The organism is Flavobacterium sp. B114r, assembly GCF_056824125.1.
The window spans coordinates 916,000-937,001 of sequence record NZ_CP124858.1 but is presented as its reverse complement, the minus strand read 5'-3'; the positions used below and the strand labels follow the sequence as shown (position 1 = coordinate 937,001).

Genomic DNA, 21,002 nt, shown 5'->3' with positions numbered 1-21,002 from the left:
GGATTACAAATAACGGGAATTGAAATGGGTTTTAATAGTACATGACAAGAATGATTTTCTTTTTAGAATTGTCAATTATTTTTTCAATCACAGTAAAAAAATTTTCATTCACCATCGGACATCCCAAGCTATTACAAATAGGATTTAATTGTTCTTCAAACGGAATGTCTGAATATTTATGAAGCACGATATTTCGGTCAAAGGCATTGCTGTTAGTTGCATCCAGACCGTATAATTTATAAGCTTTGCCAAATCTTCCGGAGTAGGAGCTGCCAATAGCATATTTACCCAAAGAACTGCAATTGGAATTGTTGACATTGCTGAATTTTAATTTTCCGGGAATACCGGTTTCTGATCCGGAGCCATGACCAACCAAGCCTTCGCTAAGTATTTTGTTCTGCTTTAAGTCGTAAATAAAAAACCGGTTTTTTCCAGATTCAATCTTCATGTCTAAAAAGAAAACAATATCTGAATTGTATTTAGGAGATTTCCCCAAAAAGCTCCTGATTTCAGTTGTCTCGATTTTTAGTTTCTCTTCATAGGAATAAACCGGTTTTGAAATTTTAATAATTTCTGGCTTTTCTTCATCATTCCTACAGGCAAAACTCACGCCAAAAATTGCGAACGAAAGCAAAAAGAAAATTTTATTTTTCATGTTTAAGAATGGTTTTTTATTTCTCGACCGTATATCCTTTTACTTTTGCAAAGCCAATGATGGAGGTATTAATAGCGTTGCCTATATCATCTTGTTTTTTTGTCTTTTTTGCTTCCATATCAATATACTGCTGACGTTTTTTGCCCAGTTCACCAATCTCTTTCTGAATGTTTTCCCTTTCTTTAGTCTTTTGAGCTACGATTGTTTTTATTTCGGCTTCAGACTTATTCTGAAGTTCTTTAGGCAATTCCTCTTTTTTTATTTTTGAAATAGCAGTTTTATCATCTTTGACTTTATCAACCAAATCCCAGCTTTCATTTTTATATACTGCTTTTGATTTGCTTACAGCGCGTTCTGCATAATTGGATGCAGAAACTTTCTGCGCATTTTTGTCCTGTGTTTCCTGGTTCATTTTTTTTGCAGAACCTTTTGAGCCGTAACTGATATAGGTCTTATTGATTTTTTCGTTGCATTTTGTAATTTCATCATCATACGGAGTCGCGATGTAGCGTACAGTTTCGTTAGAATCAATATTAAAATATTTCCCTTTTCCGTAATCGGCACCGTTTTTCCAGAGTTCATTTATGCCCTGCGTTTTATCTCCGCAATAAATCGTATTTACATAAATATCATTCTTTAAAGCATTGCTGATTGCCTCTTTGTAATTGATATTGCCCTGATTAAAATCTTCGTTTCCTGCAATATAAATTAGCTTCATATTATTGTTGTCTTTCGCCCATTTTAATTGTTTGGTTGCATCCTGAATCACAGCTCCGCAATATTCGTTACCACCATTGGTGCTTAGGGAAAATAATTTCTCAGAAATCAAATCCAGATCTGTCGAAAGAGGTGCTATTTGTCGGATATAATTAGATTGTTTAGACAATCCGTCGTTTCCATATTCATATAAGGCAATTTCGATATCAGGTGATTTTCCATCGTATTTTAAGGTTGTTAACGTATTTACGATATTCCAAAGTCTTGATTTTGCCTGATCGATAAGTCCATCCATACTACTCGAAGTATCTAGTAATAATGCGACCTGTATTTTGGTTTTTTCAGCTATTGGTTTTTCAATTTTGGTGTTTTTATTTGAATTTGTATTGTGGCTGTTTGCAAAAGAGAATACCGTTATCAAAAGCGCCGGGATAAGAAGAGTAGTTTTCATGATTTCGAGTTTTTAATTGTTGATTACAGACCAAACTTAAAAACTTAAAAAGCACTTTTTTCAGACAAATGGTGAAACCGTATTTTGACTTGGTGAAATGCGCCTGAGGATTAATGGTTTTGTTTGACCGTATTCATATTCAGGGTTTTTAAATCGCCATTTGGGGTAACCAGAATAAATTCTTTATCTGTTTTCGAAGTCTGCTTCTTTTCTCTGGTAATCGCTATTTTGACTTCGTATTGTATTTGAATAACGGGTTCTGATACAATGGGATTGATTACAAAATCAAATTCTTTATTCATGACTGGCTGATAATAAAGGGTAACAGATTTATTAAGCTGATTAATGTTGGCCGCTTTTTTTAAGTTTAAGGAAGAACTATTGTAAGCTTCATACGATTTGTACATTTCTACAGGTAAGTTGACGATATAATCATCTGCAATTCTTTTTTCAGCATTCGTAAATGTTTCTCCAAGCAAAAATTCATAATTTTTTACTTTTTCCAGAATCATAAGTTTTGCTTTGTTCATCATTTCTTTCTTAATTGTTTCCAATGTAGAGGAGAAATAATCAACCCTGACCAGATCATATATTTCATTGTTGGATAAAATCGAGATAAATTCATTAAGCTGATTAGGGTCAGAGTATTTTATATGAATGCTTTTCTTTAACTCAAATCCCGCTGGGACTTCGTTATAGGTTTTACGATTAAAAATCTTTTTTTCTGCTTCGTATTCATAAAGGGGAACAAACGAAATCATATCGACAAAAGTTTCTGCACCTTTTTTAAGTTTGATTTCATTGAATGATTGCGTAATTCTTTGGTCAATTAATTCATTTACTTCCTTGGCCGTTTTACCGGTCTGGGTTATGCTGAAAATTGCTGTATACGCATCTGCTTTTACGTTTGCAAGCCCTTTTATGCTTACTATAATATCAGCATTTACCGGAAAATTTATATCAATTGTATTGTTGTTATAAGATTGCCGTTGCTGATAATTAATATTTCCTGAAACCTGAGAAATTATAAAGGAGGAAAATAATAGGGTTATAGAAGTGAATAATAGTTTTTTCATAATTATAGTTTTAAATTAAGGGTCAAATGTATTGAAGGAAAAAACGTATTTTTGACAGAATGGGTCAACGGGTCATTTGACTTGGTGAAACTTATAGGATAGAAATTTGAAATTAGGTTACTTTACATTCTCAAAATAACTTATTTGTGAAACGTCATTTATTAATTAGTTTTAGTCTGCTTTTAGTGCTATTGATTCCACATTCAATAACAGCACAGTCAGCTCCTATACAGAAAAGCGAAAAAAGCAAACAAGTTAAAATTAGTAAAGTCGCAGAAGATTTGTCTAATTCATTAGATGCAAATGACGAAGCAAAAATTGCCCAGAATTATGAACGTCTGGCCAATGAGTTTGTCAATAAAGGTGATAATGCGAAAGCCGAAGATTATTATAAAAGAGCGCTTACCAGTTACACAAAATTAAAGTTAGTCGACGATAAAACCCGTGTAACGAGGAGCCTTGCCAAAGTACAGGAAAATCAAAAAAACTTTGAGTCAGCGATTAAAAATTACGAAGTAGCGGGTTCATTAGCAAATGATGCGGTCGATGAAAAAATAAACCTTAATGATGCTAATCGCTTGCGTACGCAGGCAAGTCCGGCTGTACAGGCAGGATATGTAAACTCGAATATTAAGTTACTTAAAAAAGATAATAAAACCGATGAAGTTGCAGCGGCCTACGTTCAGAAAGCAGAAAATTCTTTGCAGCAAATGGATAAAGCAGTAGCGATTGAAAGTTATAATAAAGCACTGGTTTACGCCAAAGATAAACCGGAAGAGGTTATTAAAATCAAAAATGAAATAGCAAAAGTATATGCAGCAGATAATCAGTTTGACGCAGCAATAGGAATCAATGAAAAATTGTTGACCGAAGCGGTGAAAAATCAGGATTTTAATACCCAAATAAAACAGCTGCAATCGCTGGCAAAACTTTATTTTAAAAAAGAAGAACCTAAAAAAGCAGTTGTATCACTGAAAGAAGCATATGATTTAGCCTCAAAAAACGGGTATTCTGCTGAGGCAAAGAAAAGTTTATCAGCCTTAATTCAGTATTACAAAACCAAAGGAGACGATAAAGAAAGTATTGCTTTATATGAAAATTTTTTTGACAACTTTGATAAATTGATTCAATCAGATACTACTTTAATCGATGCCAAAACGTTTCAGGTTACTGAAGATAAAATCCGTCAGCTAGAAAAAGAAAAAACCTTAAAAGATGAATTGATTACAAAGAAAAACACCTTTAACTATTTTCTTTTGGGGTCAATTTTATTGCTTTTGCTTTTGTTCTTCTTTATTGTAAAAGCATTGTATTCGATAAAAACGAAGAACAAGGAAATTGCTTTACAATCGCTCCGACGCGAAATGAATCCACATTTTATTTTTAATAGTCTGAATAGTGTAAATCAGTTTATTTCGGAAAATAAAGAATTAGAAGCCAATAAATACCTTACTTCCTATTCGAATCTAATGCGCAATATGATGGAAAATTCTAATAAGGATTTCATCTTATTGGATAAGGAAGTTGAACAGCTGAAAAAGTATTTGGATTTAGAACATTTACGTTTTGAGGATAAATTTGATTTTAAAATTAGTGTTGACGAAACTCTGGATACAGAAACGGTTTTGATCCCGAATATGATTATTCAGCCACATCTCGAAAATGCTATTTGGCACGGATTGCGTTATCTCGACAAAAAAGGATTTTTGCATCTTAATTTTCAGTTTGCAGCAGGAAAAGTTGTTGTGATTATAGAAGATAACGGGATTGGCTTAACCAAAAGCCGTGAGCTAAAAACAAGTAATCAAAAAGTACATGAATCCCGTGGATTAAGTAATACGAAGGAACGAATTGGTTTGCTGAATGAATTGTATAAAAAGAACATCTCTTTTGAAATTACAGAAAAAGAAATGCCTGAAACTGGTACAATTGTTCGAATTATTTTCCTTTAATAGATAAATTATGATGACTTTTCAAAAGATAAAAAGTGTAATTGTCGAAGATGAACTTGCGGCGCGCGAAGTACTCAAAAATTATTTGAGTAAATATTGTCCGCAGGTCGAAGTTATTGGTGAAGCACAAAATATAAAAGAAGCTGTGCCATTATTGCATGAATTACAGCCGCAATTGGTTTTTCTGGATGTAGAAATGCCTTTTGGGAATGCTTTTGATGTACTGGAAGCTTGTAAGGATTTGCATTTTGAAACCATATTTGTAACTGCTTTTTCTGAGTATTCATTAAAAGCGCTAAATCAAAGTGCGGCTTATTATCTCCTGAAACCCATTAGTATCGAAGAGTTGATTGTCGCAGTAAATAAAGTGCATCATCAGGTCATGAACCATGAAATCTTTAACAGAAATAAGATAATCGTCGAAAACTTTCACGAAACCAAACCTGAAAAACAACAGGTAATCCTGCCAACATTAGAAGGTTTTGAAGTAGTTAAAATGGAAGAAATAGTTCGATTGAAAGGTAATGGAAACTTTACAGATCTATATCTAAACAACGGAAACAAGAAAATGGTCTGCAGGTTCCTGAAACATTTTTCAGAGATATTGCCTTTGCCATTTATACGGGTTCATAAGTCGCATATTATCAATATGAATTGCGTGAAAGCCTATAATAAAGGTGGAATCGTGACCCTAAATGACGGAGCTGAAATCGAAGTTTCATCGACTTATAAGGAAGATTTTTTAAAGATTTTTAAATGAGGTTTTTGCCGCGAAGGCACTAAGGCACAAAGATTTTCTTCTCATTTTATGTCATCCTGACGCAGGAAGGATCACACGCGAAACTCGACAAAGATTGTGTTTTCGTTGCGGAGCTCTTTTGTGATCCTTCCTGCGTCAGGATGACAATATTGGCTATAAAAACTTTGTGCCTTAGTGGAAAATAGTTTACAAATCAAATTCATCGCCAATTGACAAAGAATCAGCCGGCACCGCAGTTGAATCCGGAGCTTTAATACGAATAAAGGAGCGCGCATTACCGGAAATGTAAACCGGGAGTTGGCCTATTGTGTCTTCAGGGACTAAAAGACCACGGCGGAACATTAAATTCTTTAAAAACTTCTGATTTTGTACTGCAAAGTCTCTCAAATTTCCCTGATCATTAAATTGGTACATGAATTTCCTTGGCTTAGGGATAATAGTTGCCAGGTACAAACACTCATCTACGTTTAAGGCCGATGGACTTTTTTGAAAATAGAAATGACTTGCTTCTCCAATTCCGTATACATTTGGTCCCCATTCTATAATGTTGAAATATACTTCGAGCATTCTTTCTTTGCTGACTACGCGATTGTTCTCCAGAATATAAACCAATAAAATTTCTTCAAGTTTGCGCGAAAGTGTTTTTTCTCTTGTCAAAAAGACATTCTTTATTAATTGCATACTAATGGTGCTGGCACCACGTGAGAATTTTTTGGTTTTGATGTTCTTTAAAATAGATTGCTTAAACGCTTCATTAATAAACCCACGATGGGAAAAGAAAGACGGATCTTCTGTTGTTAAAACAGATTTTCTTAAATAAGGTGAGATCTGGTCCAAAGGCGTGTAATTAGGATTTGCATTTCCAACTAAAATAGGTCTTTGCAATACATTCTGAATAATGGCGCGATAAACAAATTCACCGTTTAATTTATTAAGATCTGCTTCACCGTATTTAGTGATTTTTAAATCTTCTTTATTGAGTTTGCTGTCAAATACTAAAGTATTCGGGTTGTTTTTATTGAATTTGAAATCCAATTTATAATCGAAATTTCCTGTTGCTTCCATTCCCTGAAAATGAGTAAACAATCCGTCAGGCAACGAAACGATAAAGTCTTGCGCCTTCATTTTCGGGATATCTACTTTCAGTGTGTAAATAGTATCTTTTTCTGTACTGTAAGAAATATAAGGCTTGACTTTTATCTTATTCAACTGCATGGTTGAGGTACTGTCGATCGAAATAAAATTATCTCCCAATAGAAAGCGATAGTCAAAGCGTGCATTTTTAATAACAACATCTTTACTGGCGATTTTAGGGTGATTGATTTTTAAGTTCGTGATAGAAGTGTAACCGTCAATATGCAATTCGCTTCCGTCTTTTTCTATATTTTGAACATTTAATCGGATCGAATCAAAACTTGCTTTTAAGTTATAGCGTTCGTCTAAATACGGAACACGAATGGCTCCGGTATCTAAATTAAAGAAACGGATATCAGCTTTTTTATTTCTGGGATCAGCAAAACCTTTAATGTTCCATCGCTGGTCAAAATCTTTGCTTTGTACATGAAGATTGGTTTCGAGTTGTTTGTTGTCTAAAACGAGTTTATTGACAGCAATAGAAGTCTTTTTGCCGTTATCATCGATCCTGAAATTTAGGTTTTCCAGTTTCATGTCCGTCGGAACCAGATTTAGTAATTTTGAAATAATTCTATACGCAAAAGTAGCGTATTTGCGTTTTTCATTTTTATCAGAATCAGATTTGTCTTTTTTCAGGAAAGCATCAAAATTACGGACATTTCCTTTTTTGACTAATTGAATATAACCATTATTGACTTTTAAAGTGCCAACCTGAACATCACCAATTAATAAATGAGACAAACTAATACTGGTTTCTATTTTTTGAATGTGGCAAAGCGTATCAGCATTTCTCGGAACCAGAATAATATCAGTTAGTTTAATGCCGGATAAGCCATCAAACGAAGCTGATTTTACAGAAAAAGTACTGTTGTATTCTGTATCCATTTTGGTTTTTACCTTCGCAATAGCTTGTTTTAATAAAGAATCACGAAAAAAGTAAAAGCCTAAAAAAAGCACTACCAATACTATTGCAAGTATTAGAAGTGCTTTGTATATTTTTTGTTTTGGAAATTTCATAAAGTTAATTTCATAAAAAAATTAGGGAATGTTCGCTTTGCGAACATTAGTTTTTGCCACGAATTTCACTAATTTTCCCGAATTATACGTAGCATGAGCATGAGTATATGAATTTGAATTAAATTTAAATAAAAATTCGTGTTTAATTTGTGAAATTCGTGGTAAAAAAAACATATTATCCAAAAAGAATACCGGCTACATCTTCAATTTTGGCGACAAGCTCAATCTTGATTCCTGTATTCTTTAACGCAATTTTGTTGTACTTAGATACAAAGATAGTGGTGAATCCTAGTTTCTCAGCTTCCTGAATACGTTGATCTACCCGATTTACCGGACGAATTTCTCCTGAAAGTCCAACTTCACCAGCAAAACAAAAACCTTTTGTTACCGGAATATCTTCATTTGAGGATAAAATCGCCGCAACAACAGCAAGATCTATTGCAGGGTCATCTACAGAAATTCCTCCGGTTACGTTCAAAAAGACATCTTTTGCTCCTAAACGAAATCCGGCTCTTTTTTCTAAAACCGCCAAAATCATGTTCAGTCTTTTGGCATTGTAACCCGTGGTACTTCGTTGCGGAGTTCCGTAAACTGCGGTACTTACAAGCGATTGTATTTCGATCATTAACGGGCGCATTCCTTCAAGTGTAGAGGCAATTGCGGTTCCTGATAATTCTTCGTCTTTGTGCGAAATTAATATTTCTGACGGATTGCTGACTTCTCGTAAACCGCTTCCCAACATTTCATAAATCCCCAATTCGGCTGTTGAGCCAAAACGGTTTTTTAGAGAACGTAAGATTCGGTAAACATGATTTCGATCGCCTTCAAACTGTAAAACAGTATCGACCATATGTTCCAGGATTTTTGGTCCGGCAATGTTTCCGTCTTTGGTAATATGCCCAATTAAAATAACCGGAATATTGGTCTCTTTGGCAAACTTGATCAATTCAGCAGTTGTTTCTCTAATCTGAGAAATACTTCCGGCAGTTGATTCGATATAATCGGTATGCAAAGTCTGAATCGAATCGATAATGACAATTTCAGGCTGAATAGCTTCAATTTGTTTAAAGATATTCTGTGTTTTTGTTTCCGTCAGGATATAACAGTTTTCACTGTCCGGTGTAATTCTTTCAGCACGCATCTTTATTTGCTTCTGACTTTCCTCACCGGAAACATACAAAGTTTTATAGGGTAATTTTAATGATATCTGAAGTAAAAGTGTACTTTTTCCAATTCCTGGTTCACCGCCCAAAAGAGTCAAAGATCCCGGAACAATTCCGCCACCCAAAACACGATTCAATTCGCCGTCAGTCGTATCCATGCGGATTTCCTGAGTCGAGTCGATCTCATTAATTTTTAATGGGCGTGGAGCTTTACCATTTGAAGTTGGTTCGCTTTTCCATGCTACTTTTTCCTGCTTCTGAATGATCTCTTCCGCAATAGTATTCCATTCCTTGCAGGCATTGCATTGTCCTTGCCATTTGGCATATTGAGTTCCGCAGTTTTGACAAAAAAAAGAAGTTTTAACTTTAGACATTATTTACCGGTTTTTGCAAGTGCGTTCATTTGATCCATTTTTTCATACATCATATCCTTATTCAAATCGCCAATTGGTTCCATTTGTGAAGCATTTTGATATTTTTTAGACGCTCTTTTTGCGTCGCCCATTTTCTCATACATCAGGCCTAATTCGTATTCGCCTAACATGGCTTTAGGATAATTTACATTTCCAATTTCGGCCATTTTGCCTAATTCGTCGTAGGCTTTGTTTTTTAGAATGATGTTTTCTATTACTTTAAAGTCGCTCATTCTCACAGGAATCTGAACTCCCATAACTTTAGACATAGTCGCATATTTAGCTTCTAAATAATCTGCATATCCAGTCTGAAGAACAGCAATTTTGTCATTGTACTCAGCGGAATTTATAGGTTTGTAAGCCTCAAAAATATGATATAATGCATTTGGTATCGAATGCAGCACTTCTGTATAATGCGTTGTGCCTTTAAATAAATCATATTTATAGTTTACTAACGGATTATTTGCGATTTTAATATTGCTGTCCAGCTTTTCTATTGGCTCTTTGATTTTCTTAATATCGCCATCAGCTGCTGAAAGATAGTAAAAGAAAGGTTCTTTTATTTTTGTGAACTTTTCCGGAATACGAACTTCCATTTTTGGTGCAAGTTCAGGGCTTAAACAAATATAAGCGTTAAAAAGCGGCGTTTCTTTGTATAAATAAAAGTTGATAAAACTCGCTGTAATGTCATGACCTGCAATAATTCTGAAAGGAGTAGTGCGGTATTTTTTTTCAATATAGGGAACCAATTCAGCTCCGATAAATTCAAAAAACTGAGCGCCTTTTTCAAACGGTAAACCGTTATTCTGGTCAATTGTAGCATCGTCATAACGTTCTCCGTCTTTATTTTGATGCACACCAATGATAATCATTTCAGGCAAATCATCCCAATAAACGCCATAACTTATAGCTCCGGAAAAGGGATCAAATAAATAATCACCATCTAATAAATATAAAACAGGGTATTTTTTTTCGGGATTAGCTTCATAAGAAGCAGGAAGTCCAATAGTTATTCTTCTTTCTTCTCCGAGTTTGACAGATTTAATATTGTCGAATTTTTTCTGTGAGAATACAGAAATTGAAATTAATGCAAGCAGCAGGTAAACTTTCTTCATGATTTGGGGCATTTCATTGAGTTGAAAAGTATTGAAATAGTATGGCAATATAATACTTTATTTGCTTTTTTGCTTGGGTAGGAATTTAAAAAAGCAATGAAATTATGCGATTAAACCTATTTTTTGATTTAGGCATAAAAAACCTTGTTTGTCAAAAAAACAGATTTCGACAAACAAGAATAATATATAAGGTGTAAAAGGGAGGCTTAGGTTAGCGAATTATCGTTTTCATTAGGAAAAATGATCCATGGCTTGAAGGTTTTTGCTTCTTCAAACTCCAGGGTTGCATAAGATATAATGATAATGATGTCGTCTTTTTGAACTTTTCTTGCGGCAGGTCCGTTCAGGGTAATTTCTCCTGAATTTTTTTGCCCTTTGATAGCGTAAGTTTCAAAACGTTCGCCATTATTGATGTTTACAATAGATACCTTTTCGCCTTCAATAATATTTGAGGCTTCCAGTAATGTTTCGTCAATAGTAATACTGCCAATATAATTTAGGTCAGCTCCAGTTACTTTTACACGATGAATTTTTGATTTTATAACTTGAATTTGCATTTTGCAAAGGTAAATTAATTTAATGAAATGGTGTCGATCAACCTTATATTATTAACAAATACCGCTATAAAAGCGCGATAGTTTTTGTCTTTACTTTTATGGTCAATCGGTAATAATGTAGATTCGTCAGCAATTACAAAATATTCGAGATCAAATTTCTCGTTATCTTTAAAAGTATCTTCTACAAATTTTATAGTGTCTTCAGGAGTTCCCGTCTGAAATATTTCTTTAGCTTCTGTCAAAGTTTTATAAATGATAGCAGCTTCTTTTCGTTCTTCGGGAGTTAATCGCTCGTTTCGGGAACTCATCGCAAGCTGATTATCCTCTCTGAAGATTGGACAGCCTACCACATTTACCGGTAAATTTGTTTTTTCGACCATTTTTTTTACGATCTGCAATTGCTGGAAATCCTTTTCTCCAAAATACGCATTTGTAGGCGTAACAATTTCGAACAAACGTTTAACAATCGTTCCTACGCCATTAAAATGTCCGGGTCTGAATTGTCCTTCCATCTGATTCTCTAATCCATCAAAGTCAAATGACTGAGAAATAGTATGTCCTTCGTAAATGTCATCTACAGAAGGTGCATATAGAATCATTTTATCACTTAAATTGCGCATTTTTTTTACGTCTTCTTCAAGAGTTCTGGGGTATTTTTCGAGATCTTCAGGGTTGTTAAATTGTGTTGGATTAACAAAAATACTTACAACGGTATCGTCGTTTTCTTTAATTGATCTTTGCATTAACGCCAGATGACCTTGGTGTAAAGCGCCCATTGTTGGTACAAATCCGATGGTTGAATTTGCGGTTTTGATAGTTTTCAAATAGGCTATCAAAGCTACTTTACCGTAGAAAATATGCATGGCAGTATTATTAAAATTTAGTGCAAACATAATATATTAGTTATAAACTGCATAAATTTTTGTAATTTTGCAACGTTTTTATTACCAAAAATTAAGTAAAATACTATTATGAAAGATAAGAGGATATTATATGTATCATCTGAAGTCGTGCCTTATTTGGCTGAAAATGAAGTTTCTTTAATGTCATATGACGTTCCAAAAATGATCAATGATCAGGGCGGACAAATAAGAATTTTCATGCCAAGATATGGAAATATCAACGAAAGAAGACACCAATTGCATGAAGTTATTAGACTTTCAGGAATGAATTTGGTAGTGAATGATTTAGATATGCCATTGATTATCAAAGTAGCTTCGATTCCAAAAGAAAGAATTCAGGTTTATTTTATTGATAATGATGAATATTTTAAACGTAAAGCAACTTTTGCTGACGAAGAAGGAGTTCTATATCCTGATAATGACGAAAGAGCAATATTTTTTGCTAAAGGAGTTGTTGAAACGGTAAAAAAACTGAACTGGGTTCCGGATATCATTCATGTTCACGGTTGGTTGGCTGCAATGCTGCCAATTTATATGAAGCACTACTATAAAAATGAAGCTTTATTTTCTGAAACAAAAATTGTTACCTCTGTTTATGGGCAATCTTTTGATGAAAATTTAGATTTAGAAATGATAAATAAGGTCAAATTTGATGGTGTGCCGCACGAGGCGATTTCAGATTTGGAGATCCCTAATTACGAAAATGTCTTAAAGGCGAGTATATTACACTCTGATGCTGTGATTATCGCTTCTGAAAACGTATCCCCAAGTTTAACAAAATTTATAGAATCTTCAGGAAAACCTTTTTTACCTTTCGCCACGAAAGATGCATTCGCTGAAGCGTATACAAATTTCTATAAAACGGTGGGTCTTTAAATTTTAACTTTATTATTAAACATGTACAATACTTCTTTTATTAAGAAAATTCTATTAATAGCAACAGTTGTCCTTTTCTATTCTTGCGATAAAGATTTTAATTCAATTGGTGGCAGTTTGATCGGCGACGATCATTTTGGCCTTGAATCTGAAAAATATGATGTTTTAGCTTATAATCAGGAAGTAACTCCTGTTCAGTCAAACGGATTAACGCTTAACGGATTAGGGATTTATGATAATTCTGTTTTCGGTACAAATACATCAAATTTTGTAAGTCAGCTTACTATGGTGACAGATGCTCCAACTATTGGTGAAGCTCCGGTAATAGAAAGTGTAGTTTTAAGTGTTTCTTATTTGTCTCATGTAACTGAAGCGGATCCTAAGGGAGGAAATGTTTATGCGTTAGATTCTATTTATGGAGATCCTAAAGGAAAAATTAAACTAAGTGTTTACGAATCTGGAGTTCAGATGCGTTCTTCTTATTTTGATGGTGGTTCACAATTTGCTCAATTGTATTATACAAATCAGGATTCAGGTACAGATCCTATAAACTTTGATACAAGTAAAATTGGTGCAAGGTTGAATGATGATCCGGATCCGGCACAAAATGATGCATTCTTTTTTAGTGCAGCACAAAGAAAAGATTCAACAGTAGTAGATGCTAATGCAGCTGTAAAAACATATACATATACTTATGTAACTCCGGAAATGCGTTTGAATCTGAATAAAGCATTCTTTTTAGAAAAAATTCTAAAAGCGCCAGCTTCTAAACTTTCTTCTGCAGCTATTTTTCAGGAATATTTCAGAGGATTGTATTTTAAAGTGGAAAAATCAGATGGAAATCCTTCGAATTTAGCGTTATTAGATTTTGCAAAATCCGGGAATGCTAAAATCACAATTAAGTATAAGGCAAAAACAGCTATAACAACTGATCCTGATGATACAATGGAAGAAAAGTCATTGGTTATTAATTTATCAGGGGCTCAGGCTAGTTTGTATCAGGATGTTAAGAATCCAACCTATTATAATGCAGTAACAAATCCTAACAAAACGACGGGAGATGACAGGCTTTACCTAAAAGGAGGTCAGGGATCACTTGCTGTAGTAGATCTTAATGGTTTTGGTGCTAAGTTAGATGAAATCAGAACGAAGAACTGGTTAGTAAATGAAGCTAATTTGGTGTTTTCTATCGATGCTGAGAAAATGGCAGGGGCTTATGAGCCAAAACGTATTTATTTGTATGACTTAGATAATAGTCTGGCATTATTAGATTATAGTTTAGATGGTACTACTGCCACGGCTAATCCGCCTGGTAAAATTATTTACAGTGGTATTATAAATATTGATCCTACTTCAAAAAGAGGGACAACGTACAAAATCAGGTTAACGAATCATATTCGTAATATCATTAAAAATGCAACTGTAAAAAATGTGAAATTAGGTTTAGTGGTTACGGGGGATATTAATACAATAACTTTTGGCCAGTTGAAACTTAAAAATGACATTTTCTCAAATGTGCCAAGAGCCTCGGTTATGAGTCCGTTAGGAACAATATTATACGGTGGAACATCAAGTTCTAATGTTCCTGCCGGGAAAAAACTACAACTTGAGGTCTACTACACGAAACCAAATTAATAAATAATATATGTGTGGAATTGTTGGATATATCGGCCATCGAGAGGCTTATCCTATTGTTATCAAGGGGCTAAAACGACTCGAATACAGAGGTTATGATAGTGCCGGAGTCATGTTATATGATGATGAAACTGGTGTAAAGGTTTGTAAAACAAAAGGTAAAGTTTTGGATCTTGAAGCTAAGGCTAAAGATGTTTTTAATACAAGCGGAAAGATTGGAATTGGGCATACACGTTGGGCGACTCACGGGGTGCCAAATGATGTAAACTCACACCCGCATCTTTCTAATTCAGGTGAGTTGGTAATTATTCATAATGGAATCATTGAGAATTATGCACCGCTTAAAGAAGAATTAATCAAAAGAGGATATACTTTTAAGTCAGATACAGATACTGAGGTTTTAGTAAATCTTATTGAAGAAGTTCAAAAGAAAGAAGGAATAAAATTAGGTAAAGCGGTTCAGATTGCTTTAAATCAAGTAGTGGGTGCATATGCAATTGCTGTTTTTGATAAAAAAAATCCAAACGAAATCGTGGCTGCAAGATTAGGTAGTCCATTAGCAATTGGTGTTGGAGAAGGAGAATATTTTATTGCTTCTGATGCTTCGCCTTTTATCGAATATACTTCGAATGCAATTTATCTTGAAGATGGTGAAATGGCAAATATTAGATTGCACAAACCTCTTAAAGTTAGAAAAATTCAAGATGACTCTTTAGTGAATCCTTATATTCAGGAGCTTCAAATGAATTTGGAGCAAATCGAAAAAGGAGGTTATGATCATTTCATGCTTAAAGAAATCTATGAGCAGCCAAATGTTATAAAAGATACTTACAGAGGAAGACTTCACGCAAATGAAGGAATCGTTCAAATGGCAGGTGTTGAGGATAATTTAGAAAAATTCTTAAACGCAAAGCGTATTTTGATCGTTGCTTGTGGTACATCATGGCATGCAGGTTTAGTAGCAGAGTATATTTTTGAAGAATTTACCCGTATTCCGGTTGAAGTAGAATATGCTTCTGAATTTAGATACAGAAATCCAATTATAAACAAAGACGATGTTGTTATTGCAATTTCTCAATCAGGAGAAACTGCAGATACAATGGCGGCTATTAAATTGGCTAAAGAAAATGGAGCTTTTGTTTTTGGAGTTTGTAACGTAGTAGGTTCTTCTATTTCAAGAGAAAGTCATGCAGGTGCTTATACACACGCAGGACCGGAAATTGGAGTAGCTTCGACTAAAGCATTTACAACGCAAATTACTGTTTTGACCATGATCGCATTGCGATTAGGTAAAGCAAAAGGTACATTGTCAAATCCTGATTTTCATGCTTACTTGCAGGAATTAGAATTGATTCCGGAAAAAGTAGCTGAGGCATTAGAAACTAACGACAGAGCAAAAGAAATTGCTGCAGCTTTTAAAGATGCGCCAAACTGTTTGTATTTAGGTCGTGGTTATAATTTTCCTGTAGCACTTGAAGGAGCTTTAAAACTTAAAGAGATCTCTTATATTCATGCTGAAGGTTATCCTGCTGCAGAAATGAAACACGGACCAATCGCTTTGATTGATGAGCACATGCCTGTTATCGTAATTGCACCTAAACAAGGTCATTATGATAAAATCGTAAGTAATATTCAGGAAATAAAATCAAGAAGCGGTAAAATTATCGCTGTAGTAACTAAAGGGGATACTCAGGTTCGTGAGTTGGCTGATTATGTTATTGAGATTCCTGAAACTTCAGATGCATTATCACCGTTAATTACAACAATACCTTTACAGTTGCTTTCTTATTATATAGCTGTAATGAGAGGTTGTAATGTTGATCAACCGCGTAACTTGGCAAAATCAGTTACTGTAGAATAATATTTTATTAAAGTATATAAATGTTAAAAAAGCGAGATTTAGGTCTCGCTTTTTTTTATTGTCAAATTTTTTTTCTTCCTGTTGTATTTTTATTAAATCCTCATTTTTTTTGCAAAAAAATATATGTATGCATAGTATTTTTGTTTCTGGGACTTTGTTCTTTGATTTTAATTTAAGAAAACTAATTATCAAATAGTTAAAATTGTAATGAATTTTATATAGAATATTTATTTTTTTTAACATTTTTTTATTAATATCAAAAATATTTGTATTTTGGCTACATTAACTAACCAAAAACAAACCTAAATGAGAGTATGTCTACTAATTATGTTGTTTTTCAGCGGAATAACCTTCGCTCAGAATACAATTACTGGTTCTGTTACTGATGGTAACAAACAATCTATTCCTGGTGCTAACATTAGTGTTGTAGGAGATCGAAGCGGTACTTCAACCGACTTCGATGGTACATTTAAATTGACAACTTCAGTAAAATTACCGTTTACAATTAAGGTATCGGCAGTGGGATTTGAAGCTAAGACTTTTAATATCACATCGGCCAGCCAAAAAGTAAGTGCGGTATTAAAGGATGAAGAAACCAAGTTGAATGAAATCGTTGTTTCGGCTTCAAGAACTCCGGAGAGAGTAATTGAATCGCCTGTTACTATAGAAAGAATGGGAATTCAGGAAATTAAAAATACCACGGCACCCACTTTTTATGATGGTTTAGAGAATTTAAAAGAGGTGAATTTTAATACCAGCAGTATTTCGTTCAAGTCGATTAATACTCGTGGTTTTGCTTCTGTGGCCAATACGCGTTTTATGCAATTGGTTGACGGGATGGATAATTCTTCGCCGGCATTGAACTTTGTGTTAGGGAACTTAATTGGAATTTCAGATTTAGATGTGGCTAGTGTAGAGCTTTTGCCGGGAGCATCATCTGCATTATATGGAGCAAATGCTTTTAATGGTATCTTGTTTATGAATAGTAAAAGCCCTTTTGTTGATGAAGGGATTAGTGTTTATTATAAATACGGACAAACCACTCAAAAAGCGGCTGGAACTAATGATTATAATGATTTTGGAATAAGAGCTGCAAAAGCTTTTACAAAAAGTTTTGCCTTAAAAGCGAACTTTACTTATATGGAAGCAACGGAATGGATTGCTGCCGATACTAGAAGTATGACCGGAGGTTCTGTTGGTCATGCGAATAATCAAAATTATGATGGTTTGAATATTTATGGAGATGAGATAACTACTTTTATTCCAAATGTTGGTCAGGTGAGCAGAACGGGATATCGTGAGCAGGATTTGACAGATAACAAAGTTAAAAATGTGAAAGCAGATTTTTCTGCTCATATTAAACCTTTTAAAGATGAGACAGAAGTTATCCTGCAATATAAAATAGGTTTAGGTAGTACTATTTATCAGGGAGCTAATAGGTATTCTTTGAAGGATTTCATGATGCAGCAAGGAAAAATTGAGGTAAAAGGAAAGAACTTTTTTGCCAGAGTATATGCTACTGATGAGGATGCCGGAAATTCATATGATATGAGATTTGCAGGTTGGAATGTAAACAGGGCTGCAAAATCTGATCAGGAATGGTTTACCAATTATGCTACAGCTTATCAATTATCAGGTGCTGTAATGGGAACTAATGCAAATGAATCTGCAACAATTGCAAGAAATTTTGCGGATTATAATATACTACCTGCGCCAATTTCTTTTATTCCTGCGCCAAAAGGTTCAGCCAGATTTGAGCCGGGTTCAGTACAGTTTAATAATGCACTTGCCACAGTTACTTCAAATCCAGATTTGACACAAGGGGCTAAATTCATTGATCATTCAAAATTGTACCATTCAGATGTGAATTATAATTTCAGGGATATGATAAAATGGGCAGAAATTCAGGTAGGTGGTTCATGGAGGCAATATATTATGGATTCTGAAGGAACTATTTTTACTGATTATGATGGTCCAATTAGTTATAGAGAATATGGTGCTTATGGTCAGTTGACTAAAAAATTCATGGACGACAGATTGAAGTTCACAGGATCTTTACGTTATGATAAAAGCCAGAATTTTGATGGAAATGTTTCGCCAAGAGTTTCGTTTGTGTATTCTGCGGGAGAATCTAAAAGACATAATTTCAGATTGTCCTATCAAACGGGTTTTCGTAACCCAACAACGCAAGATCAGTATATAGGTTTAGATTTAGGGCCATTTGCTTTAATAGGATCTGCTGCTGATAACTTAGATCGTTTTCAGGAAACTGTAAATGTGAGTGCTGCAGGACAAGCAATAGCGGGTCAGCCGGCAACAATAGGAATGTCTGGTCAAAATGCCTATCACAATGCTTATACAGTAGCCTCGGTTCAGGCGTTTGCTGCTTCTGCAAATCCGGGAGATCTTCAGGTAGCCAACATCGGGTTGGTGAAACCGGAACAAGTTCATGCTTTTGAGGTTGGATATCGTTCGGTAGTTCAGAATGATTTGTCAGTAGATTTAAATGTTTATTATAATATTTATAATGATTTTATGAATACTGCAAGAGTAATATCTCCGTATTATGGAACGGTAGGGACAGATTCTTCAAATCCTGCAGTGCAACAAAGTTATCAGGCTTTGGCATTTGGTGACAGAAGGGTGTATCAGGTTTATACCAATACTACGGCTCAGGTTTCTTCATTAGGTTTTGGAGTTGGTTTGTCTAAAAAGGTATATAAGGATTTTGAATTGGGTGTGAATTATAACTATGCTCAGTTTGATTTTAACCAGGCAGATGATCCAAGCTTCATAGCAGGTTTTAATACTCCAAAGCACAGAATTAAAGCTTCACTTGGTAATGCTAAAGTGATTAAAAACCTTGGGTTTAATGTGAATGTAAGATGGAATACTGAGTATTTATGGCAATCTTCTTTTGGAGACGGAATCGTTCCGGAAAATACAGTTCTGGATGCTCAGATTAATTATGCTTTTACAAAATTAAAATCAGTTATTAAAGTGGGTGCAACGAATCTTTTTGGTTCAGACTATATTCAGGTAATTGGAGCCGGATCTATTGGTCAGCAATGGTTTGTTTCCTGGACAATTAATCCGTAATTATAACAGTAGTAAGATGAAGCGGGTTTCTTTCTTAGATGAAAAATGAGAAAGAAGTAATAATTTTAAACTTAAATAACATGAGAAAAAATATAAAATTGCTATTGTTGGTTTCATTAACCTTTGTGGCGTGTAATAATGATGATAGCAGCGATAATCCGGCAGAAGTTCCGGTTGTTCCGGGGTCTGCAGTGTTTACTAAATACATAGCGCTTGGAGATTCTTTTGCTGCAGGTTACAGCGATAATGCTCTTTTTAAAAAGGGTCAGGAAGGGTCTTATACAAACATAATGGCGCAGCAATTTGTCGCGGCAGGTGGAGGTGCTTTTACAACACCATTTATGAATGATAATCTGGGAGGGTTATTATTAGGCGGGAATGTTGTGGCGGCTACTCGTTTGTATTTTAACGGACAGGCTCCTGTGAATGTTGCCGGAAAACCCACGACAGAAGTTACAACACATCTTACGGGAACTTTTGGTAACTTAGGAGTTCCGGGTGCCAAAAGTTTTCATTTAATAGCATCTGGATATGGAAATGTTGCAGGAGTGGCAAGTGGCGCTGCTAATCCATATTTTGCTCGTTTTGCCAGTTCGCCTTCAACTACGATTTTGGCAGATGCAGTAGTTCAGGATCCAACTTTCTTCTCTTTGTTTATAGGAGGAAATGATGTTTTGGCTTATGCAACTTCGGGAGGAATTGGAAAAGATCAGACCGGAAATATGAATCCTGCTACTTATGGAAGTAATGATATTACTGATCCAGCTGTTTTTGCAAGTGTTTACTCCGGTTTGGTTACGAGTTTGACGGCAAAAGGAGCAAAAGGAGTAGTGGCTAACTTGCCTTACATCACAACTTTGCCTTATTTTACTACAGTTCCTTTTAATCCGGCTCCGCTTACAGCTGCTCTTGCAACTCAACTAAATGCAGGTTATGCAGTTTATAATGGAGGTTTAAAACAAATGGTTGCCAATAAATTATTAACCCAGGAAGAAGCAACAAGAAGAACAGTCAATTTTATAGCGGGAAATAATGCGGTGGTGGTTGTGGATAGTTATTTAACGAATCTTATGGCTTACGGACTTCCTTCGTACAGACAGGCAACTAAAGAAGATTTGATAATTTTGTCCGCCAGAACATTTATTGGTACTACAGTTGGGGGAGATGCAGCAAAAGTAAACGGACTTTCGGTGCCATTGGCTGATAATTGGGTGTTGACAAAAGACGAAATTGCAGAAGTAAAAAAAGCCACAGATGCTTATAATGTAACAATAAAAAGAATTGCAGATGAAAAAGGTTTGGCTTTTGTAGATACAGGCGCTGTAATGACGCAGTTGTCCAGCGGAGGAGTTCGTTTTGGGAATTTTACCATGTCGTCGACTTATGTTACCGGAGGAGCTTTTTCTTTAGATGGTGTACATCCTAGTGCAAGAGGGTATGGTTTGATCGCTAATATTTTTATAGATGCAATAAATGCAAAATATGGTTCAACGTTACGTCATGTCGATTTGGGTATATATCCAATTCAATATCCCGCAACAATTCAATAATGCCAATTTTTTTAGTACGAAAGTCACTCATTTCTAAAATGTAGTGGCTTTTTTTCTTTTCTTAAAAAA

Annotated in this window: 15 protein-coding genes; 7 read left to right on the top strand and 8 right to left on the bottom strand. The window is 34.7% G+C overall.

What is annotated here, in order from left to right; all coding sequences use genetic code 11:
* Positions 1-31: 31 nt before the first annotated feature.
* From QLQ94_RS04195 to QLQ94_RS04185, 3 genes are all read right to left on the bottom strand, one after another.
* Positions 32-655 carry a murein L,D-transpeptidase catalytic domain-containing protein gene (locus QLQ94_RS04195; RefSeq protein ID WP_271334038.1) on the bottom strand — a complete coding sequence of 208 codons (624 nt, stop codon included), beginning with the start codon at positions 653-655 and terminating at the stop codon, positions 32-34.
* 16 nt (positions 656-671) lie between these two features.
* Positions 672-1,823, bottom strand: a complete 1,152-nt coding sequence (locus QLQ94_RS04190) for a vWA domain-containing protein (RefSeq protein ID WP_271334039.1) — start codon at positions 1,821-1,823, stop codon at positions 672-674.
* Positions 1,824-1,933: 110 nt separating this feature from the next.
* On the bottom strand, positions 1,934-2,899 hold the full coding sequence (locus QLQ94_RS04185; RefSeq protein ID WP_271334040.1) for an SIMPL domain-containing protein: 966 nt from the start codon (positions 2,897-2,899) through the stop codon (positions 1,934-1,936).
* Positions 2,900-3,045: 146 nt separating this feature from the next.
* Between QLQ94_RS04185 and QLQ94_RS04180 the strand changes: the two genes are divergently transcribed.
* Both QLQ94_RS04180 and QLQ94_RS04175 read left to right on the top strand, forming a co-directional pair.
* Positions 3,046-4,851 carry a tetratricopeptide repeat-containing sensor histidine kinase gene (locus QLQ94_RS04180; protein ID WP_482499236.1) on the top strand — a complete coding sequence of 602 codons (1,806 nt, stop codon included), beginning with the start codon at positions 3,046-3,048 and terminating at the stop codon, positions 4,849-4,851.
* A 10-nt stretch (positions 4,852-4,861) separates the two neighbouring features.
* Complete coding sequence (locus QLQ94_RS04175; protein WP_482499235.1) at positions 4,862-5,611, top strand: LytR/AlgR family response regulator transcription factor; 750 nt, start codon at positions 4,862-4,864, stop codon at positions 5,609-5,611.
* Between the two features lie 186 nt (positions 5,612-5,797).
* On the opposite strand, the gene QLQ94_RS04170 is transcribed toward QLQ94_RS04175, so the two are convergent.
* The 5 genes from QLQ94_RS04170 to panC form a co-directional block, all read right to left on the bottom strand.
* A complete protein-coding gene (locus QLQ94_RS04170) occupies positions 5,798-7,762 on the bottom strand; it encodes a transglycosylase domain-containing protein (RefSeq protein WP_271334043.1) in 1,965 nt (654 codons plus the stop codon).
* A 175-nt stretch (positions 7,763-7,937) separates the two neighbouring features.
* Positions 7,938-9,299, bottom strand: a complete 1,362-nt coding sequence (radA, locus tag QLQ94_RS04165; RefSeq protein ID WP_271334044.1) for a DNA repair protein RadA — start codon at positions 9,297-9,299, stop codon at positions 7,938-7,940.
* The gene (locus tag QLQ94_RS04160) at positions 9,299-10,453 is read right to left on the bottom strand and encodes an alpha/beta hydrolase (protein WP_271334045.1); all 1,155 of its coding nucleotides are present in this window, start codon (positions 10,451-10,453) and stop codon (positions 9,299-9,301) included. The genes radA and QLQ94_RS04160 overlap by 1 nt, the downstream gene beginning before the upstream one ends.
* A 206-nt stretch (positions 10,454-10,659) precedes the next feature.
* Positions 10,660-11,010 carry an aspartate 1-decarboxylase gene (gene panD, locus QLQ94_RS04155; protein ID WP_072957097.1) on the bottom strand — a complete coding sequence of 117 codons (351 nt, stop codon included), beginning with the start codon at positions 11,008-11,010 and terminating at the stop codon, positions 10,660-10,662.
* A 14-nt stretch (positions 11,011-11,024) separates the two neighbouring features.
* Positions 11,025-11,903 (bottom strand): pantoate--beta-alanine ligase, encoded by an 879-nt coding sequence (gene panC, locus QLQ94_RS04150; protein WP_271334046.1) that lies wholly within the window; start codon positions 11,901-11,903, stop codon positions 11,025-11,027.
* A gap of 78 nt (positions 11,904-11,981) precedes the next feature.
* Between panC and QLQ94_RS04145 the strand changes: the two genes are divergently transcribed.
* The 5 genes from QLQ94_RS04145 (at position 11,982) to QLQ94_RS04125 (ending at position 20,933) form a co-directional block, all read left to right on the top strand.
* Positions 11,982-12,788 carry a glycogen/starch synthase gene (locus QLQ94_RS04145; RefSeq protein WP_271334047.1) on the top strand — a complete coding sequence of 269 codons (807 nt, stop codon included), beginning with the start codon at positions 11,982-11,984 and terminating at the stop codon, positions 12,786-12,788.
* 21 nt (positions 12,789-12,809) lie between these two features.
* Entirely contained in the window at positions 12,810-14,423 is a 1,614-nt protein-coding gene (gene bamH, locus QLQ94_RS04140; RefSeq protein WP_271334048.1) for a BamH family beta-barrel-assembly machinery protein, read from the top strand.
* Between the two features lie 10 nt (positions 14,424-14,433).
* A complete protein-coding gene (glmS, locus tag QLQ94_RS04135) occupies positions 14,434-16,284 on the top strand; it encodes a glutamine--fructose-6-phosphate transaminase (isomerizing) (protein ID WP_271334049.1) in 1,851 nt (616 codons plus the stop codon).
* Between the two features lie 306 nt (positions 16,285-16,590).
* A complete protein-coding gene (locus QLQ94_RS04130) occupies positions 16,591-19,383 on the top strand; it encodes a TonB-dependent receptor (protein WP_271334050.1) in 2,793 nt (930 codons plus the stop codon).
* 80 nt (positions 19,384-19,463) lie between these two features.
* Positions 19,464-20,933 carry an SGNH/GDSL hydrolase family protein gene (locus QLQ94_RS04125; RefSeq protein ID WP_271334051.1) on the top strand — a complete coding sequence of 490 codons (1,470 nt, stop codon included), beginning with the start codon at positions 19,464-19,466 and terminating at the stop codon, positions 20,931-20,933.
* The last annotated feature ends 69 nt before the right edge of the window (positions 20,934-21,002 follow it).

Coding starts and splice junctions, on each gene's coding strand:
- QLQ94_RS04170 (WP_271334043.1), bottom strand. CDS start 7,762: ATGAAATTTCCAAAACAAAAAATATACAAAGCACTTCTAATACTTGCA.
- QLQ94_RS04185 (WP_271334040.1), bottom strand. CDS start 2,899: ATGAAAAAACTATTATTCACTTCTATAACCCTATTATTTTCCTCCTTT.
- QLQ94_RS04195 (WP_271334038.1), bottom strand. CDS start 655: ATGAAAAATAAAATTTTCTTTTTGCTTTCGTTCGCAATTTTTGGCGTG.
- QLQ94_RS04175 (WP_482499235.1), top strand. CDS start 4,862: ATGATGACTTTTCAAAAGATAAAAAGTGTAATTGTCGAAGATGAACTT.
- radA (WP_271334044.1), bottom strand. CDS start 9,299: ATGTCTAAAGTTAAAACTTCTTTTTTTTGTCAAAACTGCGGAACTCAA.
- bamH (WP_271334048.1), top strand. CDS start 12,810: ATGTACAATACTTCTTTTATTAAGAAAATTCTATTAATAGCAACAGTT.
- panC (WP_271334046.1), bottom strand. CDS start 11,903: ATGTTTGCACTAAATTTTAATAATACTGCCATGCATATTTTCTACGGT.
- QLQ94_RS04125 (WP_271334051.1), top strand. CDS start 19,464: ATGAGAAAAAATATAAAATTGCTATTGTTGGTTTCATTAACCTTTGTG.
- QLQ94_RS04145 (WP_271334047.1), top strand. CDS start 11,982: ATGAAAGATAAGAGGATATTATATGTATCATCTGAAGTCGTGCCTTAT.
- QLQ94_RS04190 (WP_271334039.1), bottom strand. CDS start 1,823: ATGAAAACTACTCTTCTTATCCCGGCGCTTTTGATAACGGTATTCTCT.
- panD (WP_072957097.1), bottom strand. CDS start 11,010: ATGCAAATTCAAGTTATAAAATCAAAAATTCATCGTGTAAAAGTAACT.
- QLQ94_RS04160 (WP_271334045.1), bottom strand. CDS start 10,453: ATGAAGAAAGTTTACCTGCTGCTTGCATTAATTTCAATTTCTGTATTC.
- glmS (WP_271334049.1), top strand. CDS start 14,434: ATGTGTGGAATTGTTGGATATATCGGCCATCGAGAGGCTTATCCTATT.
- QLQ94_RS04130 (WP_271334050.1), top strand. CDS start 16,591: ATGAGAGTATGTCTACTAATTATGTTGTTTTTCAGCGGAATAACCTTC.